This is a genomic window from Rhizobium sp. SYY.PMSO, assembly GCF_046840415.1.
Taxonomy (GTDB): Bacteria; Pseudomonadota; Alphaproteobacteria; order Rhizobiales; family Rhizobiaceae; genus Rhizobium.
Genome location: NZ_CP177349.1, coordinates 2,933,034 through 2,951,616 on the forward strand (window position 1 = coordinate 2,933,034; position 18,583 = coordinate 2,951,616).

Genomic DNA, 18,583 nt, shown 5'->3' on the forward strand with positions numbered 1-18,583 from the left:
AAGATGCGCGTCGTCGTCACCCGCCCTCGGCATTCGGGTGAACGCACCATGCGGCGGCTGGCGCGGATGGGACACGAAGCCCTGCTGATGCCGCTGGCCGAGCCGTTCCACCTGCTGGAGGAGGCAAGACGCGCGCTTGAGGAAACGGAAGGCGCCATCGCCGTTACCAGTGCGGAGGCGGTCCGCGTGCTTGCCGCGCTTGGAGCGGATCTGAAGCCGCATCTTGCCCGCCCGATCTTCGCGGTCGGCAAGGCGACAGCCGCCGAAGCGGTCGGACTCGGATTCGAGGTCGTCGCCATCTCGGACGGCGGAGGCACCGAGCTTGCCTCGGTCATTTCCGACCATCGGGCAAGCCTTGGGAATTCCGCCCTCCTCTACCTCGCAGGCTTTCCCCGTGCGCCCGGCTTCGAAACGGGATTGACGGAGTTGCGGGTAGCCTTCGATACGGTCGAATGCTACCGCATGCGCGATATCGTCCCCGATGACGCGGTTCTTCGCCGGCTTTTCGTCGATACCCGGGCGGATGCCGTGCTGCTTTACTCCCATCAGACGGCCAGACGTTTTTTCAACCTTCCCTTCGTCCAGGCAAATCCGGAGGTTTTCGCGGACACGCGGTTTCTGTGCCTCAGCGAGGCGATCGCCGAAGCAATTCCCGCATCCATGCGTTTGCACATCGATATCGCCGACATGCCGAGCGAAGACCGGCTTCTGACGCTTCTGATCCACGCGTGAAGCCGCAATTTTGATGTAAGGCCTTTCCATAATCGTCTTGTCTGTCTAACTTCGGTGCAGCGCATGAAAAGAGGACCTCATGGTATCGCGAAAAACGCCTAACCATTCGAAGCCCAACGACGAACCGGTCACGATCGATCTGGAAGCCGAAAAAACCGCGCAGGACGCAGCGCCCGAAGATATGCCTGAAGACATGACCGAGCGCAGCCACGACGACTTGGGCTCTTCCTCCGCCAATGAAGTGGAAATGCCGCTCGAAGCGGACAAGGAGCCGTTCCGCGAGGACGTTCAGGAGCCTGCCGCCGCCGGGCCAGAAGAACCCAAAGCTGCGGCGCCGTCACAGGATGACCCTGCGCCTTACCATGCCGAACGGTCGCAGCCATCGCGGGAAGGATCGACCTCCGGCCTGATCGCTGCCGGCATCGTCGGCGGCCTGATTGCACTCGTCTGTGCCGGTTCCCTGCAATATGCGGGCGTGTTGCCGGGCGGGCGCGCCGCCAAGGACAGTTCCGCCGACATTGCGGCATTGAATGCGGAAATCGATGGCCTCAAGCAGAGCGTCGCCAATCTTGCCGCCGCCCCCGCAGCCAAGCCCGACGAAGCGCTTGCGGCTCGCGTCGCGGCACTCGAGGCGGCCGCGGCCAATGGCGCTTCGGCAGCCGGCTCGGGCGAGGCAAGCGCGGCGTCCGAGCAACGGATCGCCTCGCTGAGCGGCGAGGTCGAGCAACTGAAAGCGGATCTCGGCAAGGCGACCCAGACCCAGGCCACATCCGACGCGGAAGTCAGCAAGCGCCTCGATGACGCCGAAAAGAAGCTGAGCGGTCCGAGCCAGGAAAGCGCGGTCGCCCGCGCCATCGCGGCGGCGGCCCTGAAGGCGGCCATCGACCGCGGCGGCCCCTTCCAGCCGGAACTCGATACCTTCGCCAACGTCGCTCCGGACGATCCGGCCGTTGCCGATCTCAAGAACTTCGCCCAGACCGGCGTTCCCTCCCGCGCCGATCTGATCCGCCGGGTTTCGGATGCCGCAACGGCAATCGTCGCGACGACGCAGAACGACGATCCGAACCAGAGCTGGAGCAGCCGGCTGATGTCGAGCGCCAAGTCGCTCGTGCAGGTCCGTCCGGTCGGCAACGTTCCCGGCGACAGCGTCGACGCGATTGCCGCACGCTTCGAGGACAAGGTTCGTAACGGCGACCTGCCGGGTGCCGTGACCGAGTGGAACAACCTGCCCGAAGCGGCAAAATCGGCTTCGGCCGCCTTCAAGCAATCGCTGGAGGCCCGCATCCGCGTCGAGGATCTGGTAAGCGACGCCCTCTCGAAGGCGATCGCCAATACCGGGAAACAGAATTAGAGCATGATGCCGAAAAGTGTGAGCGGTTTTCGGACAACATCATGCTCTACCTATTTGATTTTAGAGCGGATTCAGATTTTAGACCGTTACGATCTAAAATCATCCGGCTCTAATGACGGAGCGCAGCAATGATCAGACTGCTTATCTTCGCCATTCTCGTCCTGGCTCTCGGCTATGGCTTTTCCTGGCTCGCCGATCGCCCCGGCGATCTTTCGCTGGTATGGGAAGGCCAGCTCTACCAGACCAAGCTGATCGTGGCCGCCGCGATCCTCATCGCCCTCGTCGCCGCCGTCATGATCCTCTGGTGGTTCGTGCGGCTGATCTGGACATCGCCGCACTCCGTCACCCGCTATTTCCGTGCCCGCAAGCGCGACCGCGGCTACCAGGCGCTTTCGACCGGCCTGATTGCCGCCGGCGCCGGCAACGCCTTGCTGGCCCGCAAGATGGCGGCGCGCACCCGCGGCCTCATCCGTGCCGATCAGGAGCCGCTCATCAACCTGCTCGAGGCGCAGGCGGCACTGATCGAAGGCAAGCACGACGAGGCACGCCAGAAATTCGAGCTGATGGCCAACGACCCGGAAACGCGCGAACTGGGACTGCGCGGCCTTTATCTCGAAGCCAAGCGCCTCGGCGCGCATGAAGCCGCAAGGCAATATGCCGAGAAAGCCGCCGACCAGGCTCCCTATCTGCCCTGGGCGGCGCAGGCCACGCTGGAATATCGCAGCCAGTCCGGCCGCTGGGACGATGCGATCAAGCTTCTCGACCAGCAGAAGGTCGCCCATGTCGTCGACAAGACGACGGCCAACCGCCAGCGCGCGGTCCTGCTGACGGCGCGCGCCAACGATAAGCTGGAGAGCGATCCGGCCGGGGCGCGAGACGATGCGCTGGCGGCACTGAAGCTCGTGGACGATTTCGTGCCCGCAGCTCTGATCGCCGCGAAGGCGCTCTTCCGCGAGGACAAGGTGCGCAAAGCGGCCTCCATCCTCGAACAGGTGTGGAAGGCGCATCCGCATCCCGAAATCGGCAGGGCCTATGTGCGGGCCCGCAGCGGCGATTCCGTCACCGACCGCCTGAAGCGCGCCGAACGGCTGGAGGCGATCCGCCCGAACAATATCGAAGCGCTGCTGCTGACGGCCAAGGCGGCGCTTGACGCCGGCGATTTCGGCAAGGCCCGCGCCAAAGCCGAGGCCGCCGCGCGGATCGATGCCCGCGAAGGCGCCTTCCTGCTGCTGGCCGACATCGAGGAGGCCGAAACCGGCGATCAGGGCCGCGTCCGTCACTGGATGGCGCAGGCATTGCGCGCGCCGCGCGATCCGGCCTGGGTTGCCGATGGCTTCGTTTCGGAAAAATGGCTGCCGCTTTCGCCCGTCACCGGCCGTCTCGACGCATTCGAGTGGAAGGCGCCTTTCGGCCAGATCGACGGGCCGGTGGAAGAAGGTTCTGCCGTCTCGGTCGACGCGGCGCTGAAATCGCTTCCGCCAGTGCGCGCGGCCGGTTCCGCAACCGCGGCGGAGACGGCGAATTCACCGAAAGTTGCATCGCCGGCGAGCGATACCTATGTCATGGAGTTGGAACCCGCCGCGGCAAAGCCGACATTGGAGACGGCCGTTGCAGCGCCGCAGCCGGCAGCGCAGGCATCCGATCCCCGCCCCTTCTTTGGCGGTGCGCCGGATGATCCCGGCGTGAAAGATCGCAAGCTTGAACCGGAAGCCAAGACACGGCTCAAGTTGTTTTAAGGCAACTCCGGCAAAGGTACGCAGCGGTTTTGCGTCCGGAATTGCGTGATGACGAAAAGATAGAGCATGGTGCCCTAGGAACCTGCTCTGCTTGCTTTGAGAATGGATACGGATGTTCGAACGTTTTCAGGAATTTCTTCATAACCTGACCCAGGACCACCCCAAATCCGGTTTCGCACCCGACGACCCGCGCGTCGCCGTCGCGGCGCTCTGTATCCAGGTCATGGAAGCGGACGGCAAGATCGAGAACAGCGAGAAGAAGAGGCTGCGCAAGCTGCTGAAGGACCAATATGGTCTTGACGGACGCCGGCTCGACGCGCTGATCGCCGCCGGCGAGGAAGCTGAGAGCGAGGCCGTCGATTACTACCGTTTCACGTCGGATCTGAAACGCCACCTGGACAGCGCGCAGCGGCTCGAACTGCTCGGCATCCTATGGGATATCGTCTATGCGGATGGCGAACGCAGCGAAATGGAAGACCACGCGATCTGGCGCATCGCCGACCTCATGGGCATTTCCGACCGCGAGCGCATCATGAAGCGCCAGGAAGCAGCCGCACGCGCGCCCGGTTCGAGGGTGGAGACAGGCAATGATGATTGAAGCGCCGAGGAGCGCCGGCCGCCCGATATTGATTGTCCTGCATCAGGAGCGCTCCAGCCCCGGCCGTGTCGGCCAGATGCTGCTGGAAAAGGGCTTCGATCTCGATATCCGCCGCCCGGTGCTCGGCGATCGCCTGCCTTCGACGCTTGAGGCGCATGCCGGCGCCGTGGTTTTCGGCGGCCCCATGAGCGCCAACGACCCGGAAGAATTCATTCGGGCGGAGACCGACTGGCTGAAAGTGCCGCTCAAGGAAAACCGGCCCTATCTCGGCATCTGCCTCGGGGCGCAACTGCTCGCCCGCCATCTCGGCGCCAAGGTAAGGCCGCGCGACGACGGCAAGACCGAAATCGGCTGGTATGCCCTGCAGCCGACGGAAAAGGGCCGGCTGCTGATGCGCTGGCCGCAGATGGTATATCACTTCCACCGCGAAGGCTTCGAACTGCCGCATGGTGCCGATCTGCTGGCCACAGCCGAGACCTATCCCAACCAGGCCTATCGCTATGGCGCCAATGCCTGGGGGCTGCAATTCCATGCCGAGCTCACCCGAGCCATGATGCAGCGCTGGGTCGTGCACGGCGAGCATCGCTTCTGCATGCCGAACGCCCAGCAAGGCCGCGAACATCTGGAAGGCCGGATGATCTTCGACGCCGCCCTCAAGACCTGGCTATCGGAATTTCTCGATCTCGTCTTCGAAGGCAAGCAGGCAATGGCCGCCTGAAGCCGAGGCATGTCGCCTCGAAGATTCGCCCGCATCACCTTTTTCTACGGCCCCGCATGCCATCTTGGCCTTGTGTATTCCGGACGGAAATCCGCTGCGCACGTCAGCTGGAATTGCTTTAAGCCGGCTGCGGCTCGCCTTCGCGATCCGGTGCGTTCAAACTATCGATCCGGCGCAGCTGCGGGAAGCCCGCGGCCCAGAGGGCAGCAACCGCAAGCGTGCCGAGCCCGCCGATGACCACGGCGGGGATCGCGCCGAAATAATGCGCCATGGTGCCGGCACGAAATTCGCCGAGCTCGTTCGAAGCGCCGACGAAGACCATGTTGACCGCATTGACGCGGCCGCGGACGTGATCGGGAGTCCAGAGCGTAATCAGCGTTTCGCGCACATAGACGGAAATCAGGTCCGATGCCCCCATGAGGGCGAGAGCGGCGATCGACAGCCACGGCGTATGCGAGATGCCGAAGACCAGCGTTCCCAGGCCGAACATCGCCACGCCGACGAACATATAGAAGCCGGCCCGGTGCCGGATGGGATAAGTCGCCAGAAACAGGCCCATGGCGATCGCGCCGAAGCTCGGTGCCGCGCGCAGCAGGCCGAGCCCCCAGGGGCCAAGCGTCAGGATATCGCGCGCATAGACCGGCATCAGCGCCACCGCGCCGCCGAGCAGCACGGCGAAGAGATCGAGAGAGACTGCGCCGAGCACCACCTTTTCCGACCAGATGAACCGGAAGCCCGCGAGGATTTCGTTCATGCTTTTCGATTGGTGGGCCGCACGCTGCTGCGGCTTGGGAATGAGGAAGGTCAGGATCGAGCCGGCAGCCAAAAACACCACGGCGACCGTGTAGGACGCGCCGGCACTGACGCCATAGAGCAAGCCGCCTGCCACAGGCCCGAGAATGGCCGCCGCATCCCATGACATGGAATTCCACGTCACCGCGTTCGACAGGTCTTGTGGCGGGATGAGATTGGGGGCGAGCGACTGCATTGCCGGCGTCATGAAGGCGCGCTCGACGCCGAAAACGGCCAGGATCATGAAGACCGGCAAGGGCGCAAAACTGCCGGTGACGGTCAGGAAGAGCAGCGCCGCCGTACAGAGCATGCCGACGAAAACGCAGATCGCGGCGACCCTGCGCCTGTTGTAGCGGTCGGCCACCGTCCCGGTGACCAGTATCAGCAGCAGGGAAGGCAGGAACTGCACGAGACCGATGAGGCCGAGATAAACGGGATTTCCGGTGTGGTCGTACATCTGCCAGCCGACCGACACGCTGACGATCTGGGTGGCGAACGCCGTCAGGAACCGCGCAAAGAAGAAATAGGCATAGGCAATGTGCCTGAAGGCGGCAAACCGGTCTCCGCTGGCAGCGAACGACATGGGACGAGACTTTCCGGCAGGGCAGCCGGCGCAAACACGGGCGCCAGCCTTTTAAACATGATTCAACATGCTTCGGAGCATGGGACTTGCCCGTTTAGTCGCCAATGTCTACATGTCTGTCAACCGCGAAATGGAGACGGACATGCTCGCCTTATTTCAAACCATTGATCTGGCTTTGAATCTTTATACCTGGATACTGATCGCCAGCGCCATCTTTTCCTGGCTCTATGCGTTCAACGTCATCAACTCGAGCAACCAGTTCGTCAATTCCGTCGGCAATTTCCTGTATGCGGTCACCGAGCCGGTGCTGCGCCCGATCCGCCGCATCCTGCCCGATCTCGGCGGTATCGACATCTCGCCGGTCATCCTGCTGCTGATCATCTTCTTCATCCGCTCGCTGATGTGGAATTCGATCGTCCCCATGTTCCTGCGGTGAACACGCCCTGGCAGGCGTTTCCGGATCATCTCCGGCTTTCGGTGCGTCTTACGCCCAATGGCGGGCGTGACGCGATCGACGGACTGGAAACCGGCAGCGACGGCGAAGCCTATCTGAAGGCGCGCGTCTCGGTCGCGCCGGAAAAGGGCAAGGCCAACAAAGCGCTGCTCGCATTGCTCGCCAAGAGCCTCGGGCTCTCCAAATCCTCTCTCAGCCTGCTCAGCGGCGATACCGCGCGTAAAAAAATCCTCCGGATCGAGGGCGAACCGGAGGATTTGATCGTAAGGCTCTGCGCCATAACCGAAGGCCGTTGATCAGGCCTTCTTTGCGCGCTCGATAGCTTCGAGAATGAGCTGGCCGGCTTCCTTCGAACCCTTCCAGCCGAAGATCTTGACCCACTTGCCGGGCTCCAGATCCTTGTAGTGCTCGAAGAAGTGCTCGATCTGCTTCAGCGTGATCTCGGGCAGGTCGGTATATTCCTTGACCTTGTCATAGCGCATCGTCAGCTTCGGCGCGGGAACGGCGATAATCTTCTCGTCCTTGCCGGAATTGTCTTCCATCATCAGCACGCCGATCGGGCGGACGTTGATGACGCAGCCTGGAACCAGCGGGCGGGTGTTGGCGATCAGAACGTCGATCGGGTCGCCGTCGTCGGAGAGCGTGTGCGGGACGAAGCCGTAATTGCCCGGATAGGTCATCGGCGTGTAGAGGAAACGGTCGACGACCAGCGTGCCGGCTTCCTTGTCCATTTCATACTTGATCGGATGACCGCCGACCGGCACCTCAACGATGACGTTGATATCTTCGGGCGGGTTCTTGCCAATGGAAATCGCGTCGATACGCATGCTTGTCCCCTAAATAAGGATTGTTGCCGCCAGCCAAATAATAGGATTCATGCCGCAACGCAACAACGCATCGGGAAAGAGGCGGATTTACTGCATAATTCCTTAAATCGGATTCGATTTACGGATAAAACAATGCGGCAGATTGAAAGCGCTATAGAAACCTTTTGCGCGTCATATGTGACGCGCGGCGCTTCAGGTGCCGCTCAGGACCAGACGAAGCCGATCTTCCTGAGCTGCTTGTGATCGAAGGTTTCGATGCCCTCGCAGAAATCCGCGCCGCCCTGCCCGCGATAGAAGCGGTAGGCGTTTTCGTTTTCTTCCAGGCACCAGACCACCAGCCCCTTGCAGCCGAGGGACTTCAACAGCCGCCGCGCCTCGCCGAACAGCATGCGTCCAAGGCCGAGGCCCTGATATTGCGGACGCAGGTAAAGCTCGTAGATTTCGCCTTCCTGCGGCAGCGCGCGGGCGCGGTTGAGCCCGAGCGTGGCGTAGCCTGCAACCTCGCTCGCAACGTCGAGAACCAGCAGCGTCGCCGGGCCGCTGGTCGCCTTGCGCCACCAGGCCTCGCCGCGGCGCTCGATCATCTGGCCGAGAGCGCGATGCGGAATGATGCCGGCATAGGTGTACTGCCACGATTGGCGGTGCACCTCGGAAATGGCTCGGGCATCATGGGGTTCTGCCCGCCGAACATCAATCGACAACGTCTTCATAACGTCTACTCTGGTCTCGCCAACGCGAATTAACCATCCTTATTCATAAAGATGGCGAACTTGCCCACAGGCTTTATCCGTGGATCATTAACAAAAATTAACGACTTTTTAACCTTTAGGACAAGGGCTCAAAAACCGAACAAACAAATAAAAACCCCGGCGCGATGGCCGGGGTCGAATGGTTCGATCAGCTAGGGTGATCAGGCCAGACGGGCCTTCTCGTAACGCTTGCGTTCGTTCGGATCGAGATACATCTTACGGAGGCGGATCGACTTCGGGGTCACTTCCACCAGCTCGTCGTCCTGGATCCAGGAGAGCGCGCGGTCGAGCGTCATGCGGATCGGCGGGGTCAGCTTCACGGCTTCATCCTTGCCGGCGGCGCGGATGTTGGTGAGCTTCTTGCCCTTCAGCACGTTGACTTCGAGGTCGTTGTCGCGCGAGTGGATGCCGATGATCATGCCGGCATAGACCTTCTCGCCGGCGTCGATGATCATCGGGCCGCGGTCTTCCAGGTTGAACAGGGCGTAGGCCACGGCTTCGCCGGCTTCGTTGGCGAGCAGAACGCCGTTCACACGGCCACCGATCTCGCCCTTGTACGGCTGGTAGTCATGGAACAGACGGTTCATGACGGCCGTGCCGCGGGTGTCGGTCAGAAGTTCAGACTGATAACCGATGAGGCCGCGCGTCGGCGCCCAGAAGACGAGACGAACGCGGTTGCCACCCGAAGGACGCAGCTCGACCATTTCTGCCTTACGCTCGGACATCTTCTGCACGACGATGCCGGAATGCTCTTCATCGACGTCGATGACGACTTCTTCGATCGGCTCGAGCAGCTGGCCGCTCTCGTCCTTGTGCATGACGACGCGCGGACGCGACACGGCAAGCTCGAAACCTTCGCGGCGCATGGTCTCAATGAGAACGGCGAGCTGCAATTCGCCACGGCCGGAGACATAGAACGAATCCTTGCCCTCGGCTTCCTCGATCTTCAGCGCGACATTGCCTTCGGCTTCCTTGAACAGGCGGTCGCGGATGACGCGCGAAGTGACCTTGTCGCCTTCGGTGCCCGCATAGGGGCTGTCGTTGACGATGAAGGACATGGTGACGGTCGGCGGGTCGATCGGCTGCGCGATCAATGGCTCGCTGACCTGCGGATCGCAGAAGGTATCGGCGACGGTGCCCTTGGACAGGCCGGCGATGGCGACGATGTCGCCTGCCTGCGCTTCTTCGATCGGCTGACGCTCGATGCCGCGGAAGGCGAGGATCTTGGAGATGCGGCCGGTTTCGATGAGGTTGCCATCGGCACCGAGAACCTTGACGGCCTGGTTCGGCTTGATCGAACCGGAATGGATGCGGCCGGTGATGATGCGGCCGAGGAAGGGGTTTGCCTCCAGGATCGTGCCGATCATGCGGAACGGGCCTTCACCGACGGTCGGCTCGGGAACGTGCTTGACGACGAGATCGAGAAGCGGGCCGAGGCCTTCGTCCTTCGGACCTTCGGGCGAGTAGTTCATCCAGCCGTTACGGCCGGAACCGTAGAGGATCGGGAAGTCGAGCTGCTCGTCGGTGGCGTCGAGATTGGCGAAGAGGTCGAACACTTCGTTGATGACTTCTTCGTGGCGGGCGTCCGGACGATCGATCTTGTTGATCGCCACGATCGGGCGAAGACCGACCTTCAGCGCCTTGCCGACCACGAACTTGGTCTGCGGCATCGGGCCTTCGGCGGCATCGACGAGAACGATCGCACCGTCCACCATCGAGAGAATACGCTCGACTTCACCGCCGAAGTCGGCGTGGCCGGGGGTGTCGACGATGTTGATGCGGGTATCCTTCCAGACGACGGAGGTCGCCTTGGCAAGAATGGTGATCCCGCGCTCCTTTTCGAGATCGTTGGAATCCATGACGCGTTCTGCAACGCGCTGGTTCTCGCGGAAGGAGCCGGACTGCTTCAGGAGCTCGTCGACGAGGGTGGTTTTCCCATGGTCAACGTGCGCGATGATCGCGATGTTGCGAAGTGCCATATGTCTTAATCTCTGAGGCTGGGGCGCAGTGTTTGGTAAACACGCCAATTGCATTTGGCGCGCTCATACCCTTTTTTTCGCGAATGCGAAAGGGGGGAGGCAAGAAAGCTCTTTCACAAGCCTCCTCCCGTCATGCGGAAGAGCGTTCAGACATCAGGCCGGATTTTGAACCCGAAGGCTAAGATCAGGCCGCCAGCCCCTTCTTCTTCAGCATGGCTTCCGGGCTCGGCAGCTTGCCGCGGAAGGCCTTGTAGGCGTCTTCGGGGTCGATCGAACCGCCGACGGAGTAGATGTTGCCTTTGAGTTTCGCCGCCATGTCCGGATTGAAGGCATCGCCGGTTTCCTCGAAGGCGGAAAAGGTGTCGGCGTCGAGCACTTCCGACCACATGTAGGAATAGTAGCCCGCCGAATAGCCGTCGCCGGCAAACACATGCTGGAAGTGCGGCGTTGCATGACGCATGACGATCGATTTCGGCATGCCGATCCCGGCCAGCACTTCCGCCTGGACCGCCATCGGGTCCTCGACCGCGCCGCGCGTATGGAATGCCATGTCGACCAGGGCCGACGATGTGAACTCGACCGTGTTGAACCCGGCATTGAAGGTGCGGGCCGCCAGAACCTTGTCGAGCAGCGCCTGCGGGATCGGCACGCCGGTCTCGTAATGGACGGCATATTCCTTGAGGATATCGGGCACCGTCAGCCAGTGCTCGTAAAGCTGCGACGGCAATTCGACGAAGTCACGGGAAACGCCGGTGCCCGAAACGGACGGATAGGTCACGTTCGAGAGCATGCCGTGCAGCGCATGGCCGAACTCGTGGAACAGCGTGCGCGCATCGTCGAGCGACAGCAATGCCGGCTTTCCTTCCGCCGGCTTGGCGAAGTTGCAGACATTGTAGATGATCGGTAGTTCGCCGACATGGCCGTTCTTCAGCGGCAGCTTGTGCTGCGACTGGAACGAGCTCATCCACGCTCCGGAGCGCTTCGAGCTGCGGGCGAAATAATCGCCCAGGAACAGGGCGACCAGTTTGTCGGAGCGGTCGCGGATCTCGAAGACGCGCACGTCGGGATGATAGGCGGGAATGCCCTTCTGCTCGACGGCCTTGATGCCGAACAGCCGGCCGGCGACATCGAAGCAGGCGGCGATGATCTTTTCGAGCTGGAGATAGGGCTTCAGCTCCGTTTCGGAGAAATCGAACTTCCGCGTCCGGATCTTCTCGGCATAGTGCCGCCAGTCCCAGGGCATCACTTCGTGATTGCGGCCTTCCTCGGCGATGAGCCCGGCAATGTCCTTTTCTTCTTCCGCAGCGCGTGCCGCAGCTTTCGCCCATACGGTCATGAGCAGATCGTTCACGGCGGCCGGCGTCTTCGCCATGGTGTTGTCGAGTTTGAGTTCGGCGAAATTGGCATAGCCGAGCAGCTTTGCCTTCTCCGCTCTCAGCGCCAGTGTTTCGCGGATGATCTCGCGGTTGTCGGTCTTGCCGCCATTGGCGCCACGCGCCACCCAGGCGTTGAAGGCCTGCTCGCGCAGGTCCCGGCGCTCGGACGACGTCAGGAAAGGTTCGATGATCGAGCGCGACAGCGTGACGGCATATTTGCCTTCCTCCCCGCGCTCGCGCGCGGCTGCGGCCATCGCATCGCGCAGATAGTCCGGCAGGCCGGCAAGATCGGCCTCCTCCGACAGCAGAAGCACCCAGCTCTTCTCATCCGCCAGCACGTTCTGTCCGAATTGCGCGCCAAGACCGGCAAGCTTTTCGTTGATCGCCGACAGGCGCTCCTGCTCGGCCTTCTCCAACTTGGCGCCCGACTTGACGAAGCCCTTCCAGTGCCGTTCCAGCACGCGGGTTTCTTCCAGCGTCAGCCCAAGGGCATCGCGGCCCTCCCACAGAGCGTCGAGGCGGGCAAAGAGCGCCGCATTCGTGCCGATCTTCGAATAATGCCGCGCCATCTTCGGCGCAATCTCGCGCTCCAGTGCCTGGATCGTCTCGTTCGTATGGGCGCCTGCCTTGTTCCAGAAGAGTGCGGAAATGCGCGACAGTTCGTCGCCGGCGATTTCGAGCGCGATCACCGTATTGGCGAAGGTCGGCGCCTCGCCGTCATTGGCGATCGCATCGATCTCCGCCTCATGCGAGGCGAGCGCTGCATCGAAGGCCGCGGCAAAATCCGTATCCTTCACGGCATCGAAACGCGGCAGGCCCTGATGTCCGGTCCATTCGACGAGCGCGGGATTGACGGCGGTAGGGGAAGACATGCGGGGCATCCTTTCGGCAGACATCTGATCGAAGCACGATATAAGACCGGCCCCGCCGAATTGGTATGGCGGAGCGGAACAAATTCATCGATGGAAATCAGGCCCTGCGCCAGCCGAGCAGGCCGGGCGTGGCATGCCAGAGCGCCTGCGCAGCGAAGCCCATGAACAATACGCCGGAGCAACGCACGATCAGCCGCTCATGCGCGCGGTAGAAGCGCCGCACCGTGCCTGCTCCAATGATGCTGACGAGAATGAGGTCGGCCGTTATGAAGCCGGCGAAGGAAACGATGAGCAGCAGCGGCAGAGCGCTGAAGGTCAGTGCGCTGGCGGAGCCTGCGACAAGGGCGGTGAAGGTTGCCAGCGCGACGGGATATCCCTTCGGATTGGTGACGCCGAAGATCAGGCCGCGGCGAAAAGGACGGTCGACATTGACCAGCGACTTGCCATCGCCTTTCGGCTTGGCCGTCACGGCGTTCCAGCCGATCCAGGCGAGATAGAGGCCGCACAGCAATCCCAGCAGGTCGAAAACGAAAGTGCCGATGGTCCTCGCTCCGACGATCGCAACCAGCGCCAGCGTCGACCAGACGAGATCGCCGAGCAGATGGCCGCTGACGAAGAAGGCGCCGGCTTTGCGCCCCTGCCCCGCCCCGATGCCGAGCAGCGCCAGAAAAGCGGGACCTGGAATGAGCACATAGAAAAGCGCGGCGAGAAAGGCGCCGACAATAAGCGATTGCGTCATGATGGTTGTTCCCACTGGTAATTGCGCGAGAGTAGCGTTCTGCAGAATCAGGTCAAGCTGCGCTTCATTTTAAGTATCAAGAAGCCGTTGTGTTCGCGGGACGAAAACAATAAGAACGTAAGCGGGGCCCAAAAATTAAAGAGCGTAGGTAGGGAAGCGCTTATGAACAGCAGGATTAATACGGACTCGCTCGCTTTTCTTGTAAGCGATTGCGCCCGACTGATCAGGGCGGCCTTCGAGCGGCGCATTCTTGTCGCCGGGCTCGGACTGACGGCAGGGGAAGCCCGAACGCTGATGCAGGTCGCCGCCATCAATGGCAGCCGCCAGCTCGACATCGCCTCCCGGATGGGGCTGGAGCCGATGACGGTCAGCGCCTTTCTGGACAAGTTGCAAGCGCGAGGCCTGATCGAACGCCAGCCGGACCCGCTGGACCGCCGCGCCAAGCGGATCGTGCTTTCGGAATCGGCCGACGCCAAATTAAAGCAGATCGACAAGGAAATCTGCGAAGTCGAGCGCAATGCGACGCAGGGTTTCGGCAAGGAGTTGCAGGTGCAGTTGCACGACGCGCTTTGCGACTTCCGCAGCAATCTGCAGAAGGCGGAAGCGCCCTCGGAAGTCGAACGCGAATTGAGGCCGGTGGATTAATTCCTGGCCGCCATCTTCCAAAAAGAAAAGCCCGCTTCCGGCGACCGGAAGCGGGCTTTTCTCTATTCTGGTGTCGATTACTTCGACAGGTTGCGCTTGGCGAGCGTGCGCAGGCGCAGCGCATTGAGCTTGATGAAGCCGGCGGCGTCCTTCTGGTCGTAAGCGCCCTGATCGTCCTCGAAGGTAACGAGCTTGTCTGAGTAAAGCGACCTCGGGCTTTCGCGGCCGATGACCATGACGTTGCCCTTGTAGAGCTTCAGCGTCACTTCGCCTTCGACATGCTCCTGGCTCTTGTCGATCAGCGCCTGCAGCATCTCGCGCTCCGGCGAGAACCAGAAGCCGTAATAGATCAGCTCTGCATAGCGCGGCATCAGCTCGTCCTTGAGGTGCGCGGCACCGCGGTCGAGCGTGATGGATTCGATGGCGCGGTGCGCCGTAAGCAGGATCGTGCCGCCGGGGGTCTCGTAGACGCCGCGCGACTTCATGCCGACGAAACGGTTCTCGACGAGGTCGAGACGGCCGATGCCGTTGTCGCGGCCATATTCGTTCAGTTTGGCAAGCAGCGTCGCTGGGCTCAGGCGCTCGCCATTGATCGAAACGGCGTCGCCCTTTTCGAAGCCGACCTTGATGATGGTGGCCTTGTCAGGAGCGGCCTCAGGGGAAATCGTGCGCATATGCACATATTCCGGCGCTTCCCGGGCCGGATCTTCCAGAACCTTGCCTTCGGAGGAGGAGTGCAGCAGGTTGGCGTCGACGGAGAACGGCGCTTCGCCCTTCTTGTCCTTGGCAACCGGGATCTGATGCTTTTCTGCGAATTCGAGCAGGTCGGTACGGCTCTTGAACGACCAGTCGCGCCAGGGGGCGATGATCTTGATGTCCGGGTTCAGCGCATAGGCCGAAAGCTCGAAGCGAACCTGATCGTTGCCCTTGCCGGTCGCGCCATGGGCGATGGCATCGGCGCCGGTCTTCTTGGCGATCTCGATCAGATGCTTGGAAATCAGCGGACGGGCGATGGAGGTGCCGAGCAGGTAGACGCCTTCATAGACGGCATTGGCACGGAACATCGGGAAGACGAAATCGCGCACGAATTCCTCGCGCACGTCCTCGATGTAGATTTCCTTGATGCCGAGCATTTCGGCCTTCTTGCGCGCCGGCTCCAGCTCTTCGCCCTGGCCGAGATCGGCGGTGAAGGTGACGACTTCGGCACCCAGCTCCGTCTGCAGCCACTTCAGGATAATCGAGGTGTCGAGACCGCCGGAATAGGCGAGAACGACTTTCTTCACGTCTTTATGTGATGCCATGATGAGTTCCGTTTCAAGGCGAGCCAGGGGAGAGGCCCGCAAAGCTGTGTCGCGAAACTTTTAGCGAGATTATCGCAAGGCGCAAGGGGAGGCGCGGCATCGCCGCCTCACCGAGGTTTGACACACCTTCCGAAAGCACCATATTTCGGCGGCGAGCAAGCAATGCCTGGAGGGCGCGCCTTTGACCGATATTCAAGACATTTTCAGGAAATCCAATGTTGCCGTCATCACCGGCGGCGCTTCCGGCATCGGCTTGGCCGCGGCGAAATATTTCGCCTCGCTCGGCATGAGCGTCGTCATTGCCGATCTCGGCGGCGACCGGCTGGCGCACGCAGCCACCGAACTCAAGGCGATCACGGGCGAAGAACACGTATTGGCCGTCGAGACCGACGTCGCCGCCAAGGAGGCGCTGGAAGCGCTGGAGCGCGCCGTCCTGCAGCGCTTCGGCCGGGTGCATGTGCTGATGAACAATGCCGGCATCGGCCCGGAAACCTCGATCTTCAGCGCGCAATCGGGCTGGGACGCCATCCTCGGCGTCAATCTGCTCGGCGTCATCAACGGCACGCGGGTCTTCGGGCCGGGCATGATCGCGCATGGCGAGCCGGGCCTCATCATCAACACCGGCTCGAAGCAGGGCATCACCACGCCTCCGGGAAATCCCGCCTACAATGTCTCGAAGGCCGGCGTGAAAGTGTTTACCGAGGCGCTGCAACACGAGCTGCGCAATACGGAAGGTGCGAAGATCTCGGCTCACCTCCTCATCCCCGGCTTCGTCTTCACCGGCCTCACCAGGGGCGAACGCGCGGAAAAGCCGGACGCCGCCTGGACGCCGGAACAGACGGTGGAATTCATGGTGGAAAGCCTGGCGCGCGGCGATTTCTACATTCTCTGCCCGGATAACGATGTCGCCCGACCGACCGACGAACGCCGCATGCTCTGGGCGGCCGGCGATATCGTCGAGAACCGGCCGCCGCTATCGCGCTGGCACCCCGACTATGCCGATCAATTCAAGGCCTTCCTGGAAAGGAAGGATTGATTTGCAATCCCCCGGAAGCCGAATGGAAAACGCCGACCCCTATCCGGCCTTCGGAGCAGCTTCATGGATTTCATGCCCAGCCTGCCGACCCTTCTCGCCTTCTCGGCGGCGAGTCTGTTGCTGGCGCTGACGCCCGGTCCGGGCATGACCCTGTCGATCGGCCGCGCGATGGCCTGCCGTCATGGCTGCAGCGGAATCGCTGTGTGATGCGCGGCCTCGACTACGCTTTTGCCAGCGTCTCTTCGGTTTTCGCGGTGAAGATCTTCTTCACTCAGGCTCGTTGAGAATAGGGTATCGGCCGGCGATCAGCCAGTAGACGGTCGCGCACGCAGCCCCCAGAAAAGCGAAGCAGACCGCGATCGTGATCAGGTTGAGGGGCTGCGGCTTTTCCATGGCACCTGAAATCAGGATGGAGGCCACCGTCGACAGAACGGCGCCGTAGATCGCATATCCGAACCAGCGGCGCACGCGGCGCCACTCCATGATCGGAATGACGACGAGGGATGGCAGAATGCTGACGATCATCGCAGCCTTGGTCATCTCGACGGTCAGCGCGAAAAGCTCGGGCGCTCCGGTTCCCGGCAAGGTATAGGCGGCAACGCAGGCCAGGACGAAACCCATCAGAGCGCAAGCGGCGAGATAGCCCCACAGGAGCCTGATCGGCTTGCGCAATCCAACGAGCATCAATCTCAATCCTCGCCGTGATTGGCGATCATCATTGCTTCGAAAGCCAATCGCTCCGTCTTGCGCATGCGCTCCGACTCCGACTTCAGCTGGCCGCATGCGGCGAGAATGTCTCGCCCTCTCGGCGTGCGGATCGGAGAGGCGTAACCGGCCGAATTGATGAAATCGGCAAACTTCTCGATCTGCTCCCAGTCCGAACACTGGTAATTCGTGCCGGGCCAGGGATTGAAGGGGATCAGGTTGATCTTGGCTGGCACGCCCTTCAGCAGCTGAATGAGCCCCTTGGCATCCTCCAGGCTGTCGTTGACGCCCTTCAGCATCACATATTCGAAGGTGATGCGCCGGGCATTCGAAAGACCGGGATAGGCGCGGCAGGCGTCCATCAGTTCCTTCAGCGGATACTTCTTGTTGATCGGCACCAGCATGTCGCGCAGGTCATCGCGCACGGCATGCAGCGAGATTGCCAGCATCACGCCGATCTCGTCGCCGGTGCGATAGATTTCCGGCACCACGCCCGAGGTCGAAAGGGTGATGCGCCGCTTCGACAGGGACAGGCCGTCGCCGTCCGATGCGATCAGCAGCGCCCGCTTGACGCTGTCGAAATTATAAAGCGGCTCGCCCATGCCCATCATGACGATATTGCTGACCTTGCGGCCCTCGGCCGGCATGATCGTGCCCTGCGGCGCTTCGCGGTCCGGGAAATCGCCGAGCCGGTCGCGCGCCAAAAGCAGCTGCGACAGAATTTCCTCCGCGGTCAGGTTGCGCACCAGGCGCTGCGTGCCGGTGTGACAGAAGGAACAGGTGAGCGAGCAGCCGACCTGGCTGGAAATGCAGAGCGTGCCGCGCCCTTCTTCCGGAATGTAGACGCTTTCGACCTCGACGGGACGTCCCGCGCCGCGCGGCGGAAAGCGCAGCAGCCATTTGCGGGTGCCGTCGTTGGACACCTGCTCCTCGACGATTTCGGGACGCGCGATGGTGAAATGCGTCTTCAGCATTTCGCGCATGTCCTTCGAGACATTCGCCATGGCATCGAAATCGGAGACGCCGCGCACGTAGATCCAGTTCCAGAGCTGGCTGACGCGCATCTTGATCTGCTTGTCCGCGACGCCCTTTTCCTTCAGAGCCGCGCCCATTTCTTCGCGCGTCATGCCGATCAGCGACGGCTTCGGTGAAAGCTCGACCGGCTGCGATACCGGCATCGGCTTGAGCCTGGAGGGAGTTATGACATCGGTGGCGGACATAGGATCGTTCCAACGGTTCACATCGGCGATGCCGCAAAAGCTGACGAAAGCTGCGGATGCGGGCAAGGCACGGAAATCTGAAGATTCATGCGGTGGCGGGACAAGCTGTTTGCCGGACACCTGCTGTTGGCGCGGCCTTTAGCATTAATTTCCGCCCGCGTCATCCCTTT

18 protein-coding genes and 1 pseudogene are annotated in these 18,583 nt (G+C 61.9%); 10 read left to right on the plus strand and 9 right to left on the minus strand.

From position 1 onward, the window contains the following. Positions 1-3 precede the first annotated feature (3 nt). From ACJJVH_RS14270 to ACJJVH_RS14290, 5 genes are all read left to right on the plus strand, one after another. Complete coding sequence (locus tag ACJJVH_RS14270) at positions 4-732, plus strand: uroporphyrinogen-III synthase (RefSeq protein ID WP_412064201.1); 729 nt, start codon at positions 4-6, stop codon at positions 730-732. A 79-nt stretch (positions 733-811) separates the two neighbouring features. Beyond that, on the plus strand, positions 812-2,083 hold the full coding sequence (locus ACJJVH_RS14275) for a COG4223 family protein (RefSeq protein WP_113358931.1): 1,272 nt from the start codon (positions 812-814) through the stop codon (positions 2,081-2,083). Positions 2,084-2,211: 128 nt separating this feature from the next. Next, positions 2,212-3,819 (plus strand): heme biosynthesis protein HemY, encoded by a 1,608-nt coding sequence (locus ACJJVH_RS14280; protein ID WP_113393724.1) that lies wholly within the window; start codon positions 2,212-2,214, stop codon positions 3,817-3,819. 112 nt (positions 3,820-3,931) lie between these two features. Beyond that, entirely contained in the window at positions 3,932-4,417 is a 486-nt protein-coding gene (locus ACJJVH_RS14285) for a TerB family tellurite resistance protein (protein WP_112795409.1), read from the plus strand. Then, positions 4,410-5,135, plus strand: coding sequence for a glutamine amidotransferase (locus tag ACJJVH_RS14290; RefSeq protein WP_112795408.1), 726 nt, complete (start codon positions 4,410-4,412; stop codon positions 5,133-5,135). Before ACJJVH_RS14285 ends, ACJJVH_RS14290 begins: the two co-directional genes overlap by 8 nt. A 118-nt stretch (positions 5,136-5,253) precedes the next feature. Here the strand turns inward: ACJJVH_RS14290 and ACJJVH_RS14295 are convergent, their stop codons facing one another. Then, on the minus strand, positions 5,254-6,510 hold the full coding sequence (locus ACJJVH_RS14295) for an MFS transporter (RefSeq protein ID WP_112795407.1): 1,257 nt from the start codon (positions 6,508-6,510) through the stop codon (positions 5,254-5,256). 112 nt (positions 6,511-6,622) lie between these two features. Here ACJJVH_RS14295 and ACJJVH_RS14300 point away from each other — a divergent pair, with 112 nt between their 5' ends. Continuing rightward, positions 6,623-6,946: a YggT family protein gene (locus ACJJVH_RS14300; protein WP_112795406.1), complete on the plus strand. Its 324-nt coding sequence runs from the start codon at positions 6,623-6,625 to the stop codon at positions 6,944-6,946. After that, positions 6,943-7,260, plus strand: a complete 318-nt coding sequence (locus ACJJVH_RS14305; protein WP_412064202.1) for a DUF167 family protein — start codon at positions 6,943-6,945, stop codon at positions 7,258-7,260. The genes ACJJVH_RS14300 and ACJJVH_RS14305 overlap by 4 nt, the downstream gene beginning before the upstream one ends. On the opposite strand, the gene ppa is transcribed toward ACJJVH_RS14305, so the two are convergent. The 5 genes from ppa to ACJJVH_RS14330 all read right to left on the minus strand — a co-directional run bounded on the left by ppa (position 7,261) and on the right by ACJJVH_RS14330 (position 13,506). Then, the gene (gene ppa / locus ACJJVH_RS14310; RefSeq protein ID WP_112795404.1) at positions 7,261-7,791 is read right to left on the minus strand and encodes an inorganic diphosphatase; all 531 of its coding nucleotides are present in this window, start codon (positions 7,789-7,791) and stop codon (positions 7,261-7,263) included. A gap of 203 nt (positions 7,792-7,994) precedes the next feature. Further along, positions 7,995-8,501, minus strand: a complete 507-nt coding sequence (locus tag ACJJVH_RS14315; protein WP_112795403.1) for a GNAT family N-acetyltransferase — start codon at positions 8,499-8,501, stop codon at positions 7,995-7,997. 200 nt (positions 8,502-8,701) lie between these two features. Further along, positions 8,702-10,519 (minus strand): translational GTPase TypA, encoded by a 1,818-nt coding sequence (typA, locus tag ACJJVH_RS14320; protein ID WP_015341437.1) that lies wholly within the window; start codon positions 10,517-10,519, stop codon positions 8,702-8,704. Positions 10,520-10,703: 184 nt separating this feature from the next. After that, positions 10,704-12,767: a M3 family metallopeptidase gene (locus ACJJVH_RS14325; RefSeq protein WP_412064203.1), complete on the minus strand. Its 2,064-nt coding sequence runs from the start codon at positions 12,765-12,767 to the stop codon at positions 10,704-10,706. A 97-nt stretch (positions 12,768-12,864) separates the two neighbouring features. Further along, positions 12,865-13,506: a LysE family translocator gene (locus tag ACJJVH_RS14330; protein ID WP_412064204.1), complete on the minus strand. Its 642-nt coding sequence runs from the start codon at positions 13,504-13,506 to the stop codon at positions 12,865-12,867. A gap of 162 nt (positions 13,507-13,668) precedes the next feature. Between ACJJVH_RS14330 and ACJJVH_RS14335 the strand changes: the two genes are divergently transcribed. Then, positions 13,669-14,151 carry a MarR family winged helix-turn-helix transcriptional regulator gene (locus tag ACJJVH_RS14335; RefSeq protein WP_112795401.1) on the plus strand — a complete coding sequence of 161 codons (483 nt, stop codon included), beginning with the start codon at positions 13,669-13,671 and terminating at the stop codon, positions 14,149-14,151. Positions 14,152-14,228: 77 nt separating this feature from the next. Here ACJJVH_RS14335 and ACJJVH_RS14340 read toward each other — a convergent pair whose 3' ends face one another. Continuing rightward, the gene (locus tag ACJJVH_RS14340; RefSeq protein ID WP_113358943.1) at positions 14,229-15,452 is read right to left on the minus strand and encodes an argininosuccinate synthase; all 1,224 of its coding nucleotides are present in this window, start codon (positions 15,450-15,452) and stop codon (positions 14,229-14,231) included. 181 nt (positions 15,453-15,633) lie between these two features. On the opposite strand from ACJJVH_RS14340, the gene ACJJVH_RS14345 reads away from it, so the two are divergent. Continuing rightward, positions 15,634-16,488, plus strand: coding sequence for an SDR family NAD(P)-dependent oxidoreductase (locus ACJJVH_RS14345; RefSeq protein WP_412064205.1), 855 nt, complete (start codon positions 15,634-15,636; stop codon positions 16,486-16,488). 63 nt (positions 16,489-16,551) lie between these two features. Beyond that, positions 16,552-16,662 (plus strand): annotated as a pseudogene (locus tag ACJJVH_RS14350) (LysE family translocator); the annotation flags it as partial. Between the two features lie 93 nt (positions 16,663-16,755). On the opposite strand, the gene ACJJVH_RS14355 reads toward ACJJVH_RS14350, so the two are convergent. Together ACJJVH_RS14355 and rlmN are read right to left on the minus strand one after the other, a co-directional pair. Then, on the minus strand, positions 16,756-17,172 hold the full coding sequence (locus tag ACJJVH_RS14355) for a hypothetical protein (protein WP_112795458.1): 417 nt from the start codon (positions 17,170-17,172) through the stop codon (positions 16,756-16,758). Between the two features lie 5 nt (positions 17,173-17,177). After that, complete coding sequence (gene rlmN / locus ACJJVH_RS14360) at positions 17,178-18,413, minus strand: 23S rRNA (adenine(2503)-C(2))-methyltransferase RlmN (protein ID WP_112795457.1); 1,236 nt, start codon at positions 18,411-18,413, stop codon at positions 17,178-17,180. Positions 18,414-18,583 lie beyond the last annotated feature (170 nt).

Excerpts from the sequence above, each read along its gene's own strand:
- ACJJVH_RS14270 (WP_412064201.1), top strand. The coding sequence starts at position 4 with ATGCGCGTCGTCGTCACCCGCCCTCGGCATTCGGGTGAACGCACCATG.
- ACJJVH_RS14275 (WP_113358931.1), top strand. The coding sequence starts at position 812 with ATGGTATCGCGAAAAACGCCTAACCATTCGAAGCCCAACGACGAACCG.
- ACJJVH_RS14280 (WP_113393724.1), top strand. The coding sequence starts at position 2,212 with ATGATCAGACTGCTTATCTTCGCCATTCTCGTCCTGGCTCTCGGCTAT.
- ACJJVH_RS14285 (WP_112795409.1), top strand. The coding sequence starts at position 3,932 with ATGTTCGAACGTTTTCAGGAATTTCTTCATAACCTGACCCAGGACCAC.
- ACJJVH_RS14290 (WP_112795408.1), top strand. The coding sequence starts at position 4,410 with ATGATTGAAGCGCCGAGGAGCGCCGGCCGCCCGATATTGATTGTCCTG.
- ACJJVH_RS14295 (WP_112795407.1), bottom strand. The coding sequence starts at position 6,510 with ATGTCGTTCGCTGCCAGCGGAGACCGGTTTGCCGCCTTCAGGCACATT.
- ACJJVH_RS14300 (WP_112795406.1), top strand. The coding sequence starts at position 6,623 with ATGTCTGTCAACCGCGAAATGGAGACGGACATGCTCGCCTTATTTCAA.
- ppa (WP_112795404.1), bottom strand. The coding sequence starts at position 7,791 with ATGCGTATCGACGCGATTTCCATTGGCAAGAACCCGCCCGAAGATATC.
- ACJJVH_RS14315 (WP_112795403.1), bottom strand. The coding sequence starts at position 8,501 with ATGAAGACGTTGTCGATTGATGTTCGGCGGGCAGAACCCCATGATGCC.
- typA (WP_015341437.1), bottom strand. The coding sequence starts at position 10,519 with ATGGCACTTCGCAACATCGCGATCATCGCGCACGTTGACCATGGGAAA.
- ACJJVH_RS14325 (WP_412064203.1), bottom strand. The coding sequence starts at position 12,767 with ATGTCTTCCCCTACCGCCGTCAATCCCGCGCTCGTCGAATGGACCGGA.
- ACJJVH_RS14330 (WP_412064204.1), bottom strand. The coding sequence starts at position 13,506 with ATGACGCAATCGCTTATTGTCGGCGCCTTTCTCGCCGCGCTTTTCTAT.
- ACJJVH_RS14335 (WP_112795401.1), top strand. The coding sequence starts at position 13,669 with ATGAACAGCAGGATTAATACGGACTCGCTCGCTTTTCTTGTAAGCGAT.
- ACJJVH_RS14340 (WP_113358943.1), bottom strand. The coding sequence starts at position 15,452 with ATGGCATCACATAAAGACGTGAAGAAAGTCGTTCTCGCCTATTCCGGC.
- ACJJVH_RS14355 (WP_112795458.1), bottom strand. The coding sequence starts at position 17,172 with ATGCTCGTTGGATTGCGCAAGCCGATCAGGCTCCTGTGGGGCTATCTC.
- rlmN (WP_112795457.1), bottom strand. The coding sequence starts at position 18,413 with ATGTCCGCCACCGATGTCATAACTCCCTCCAGGCTCAAGCCGATGCCG.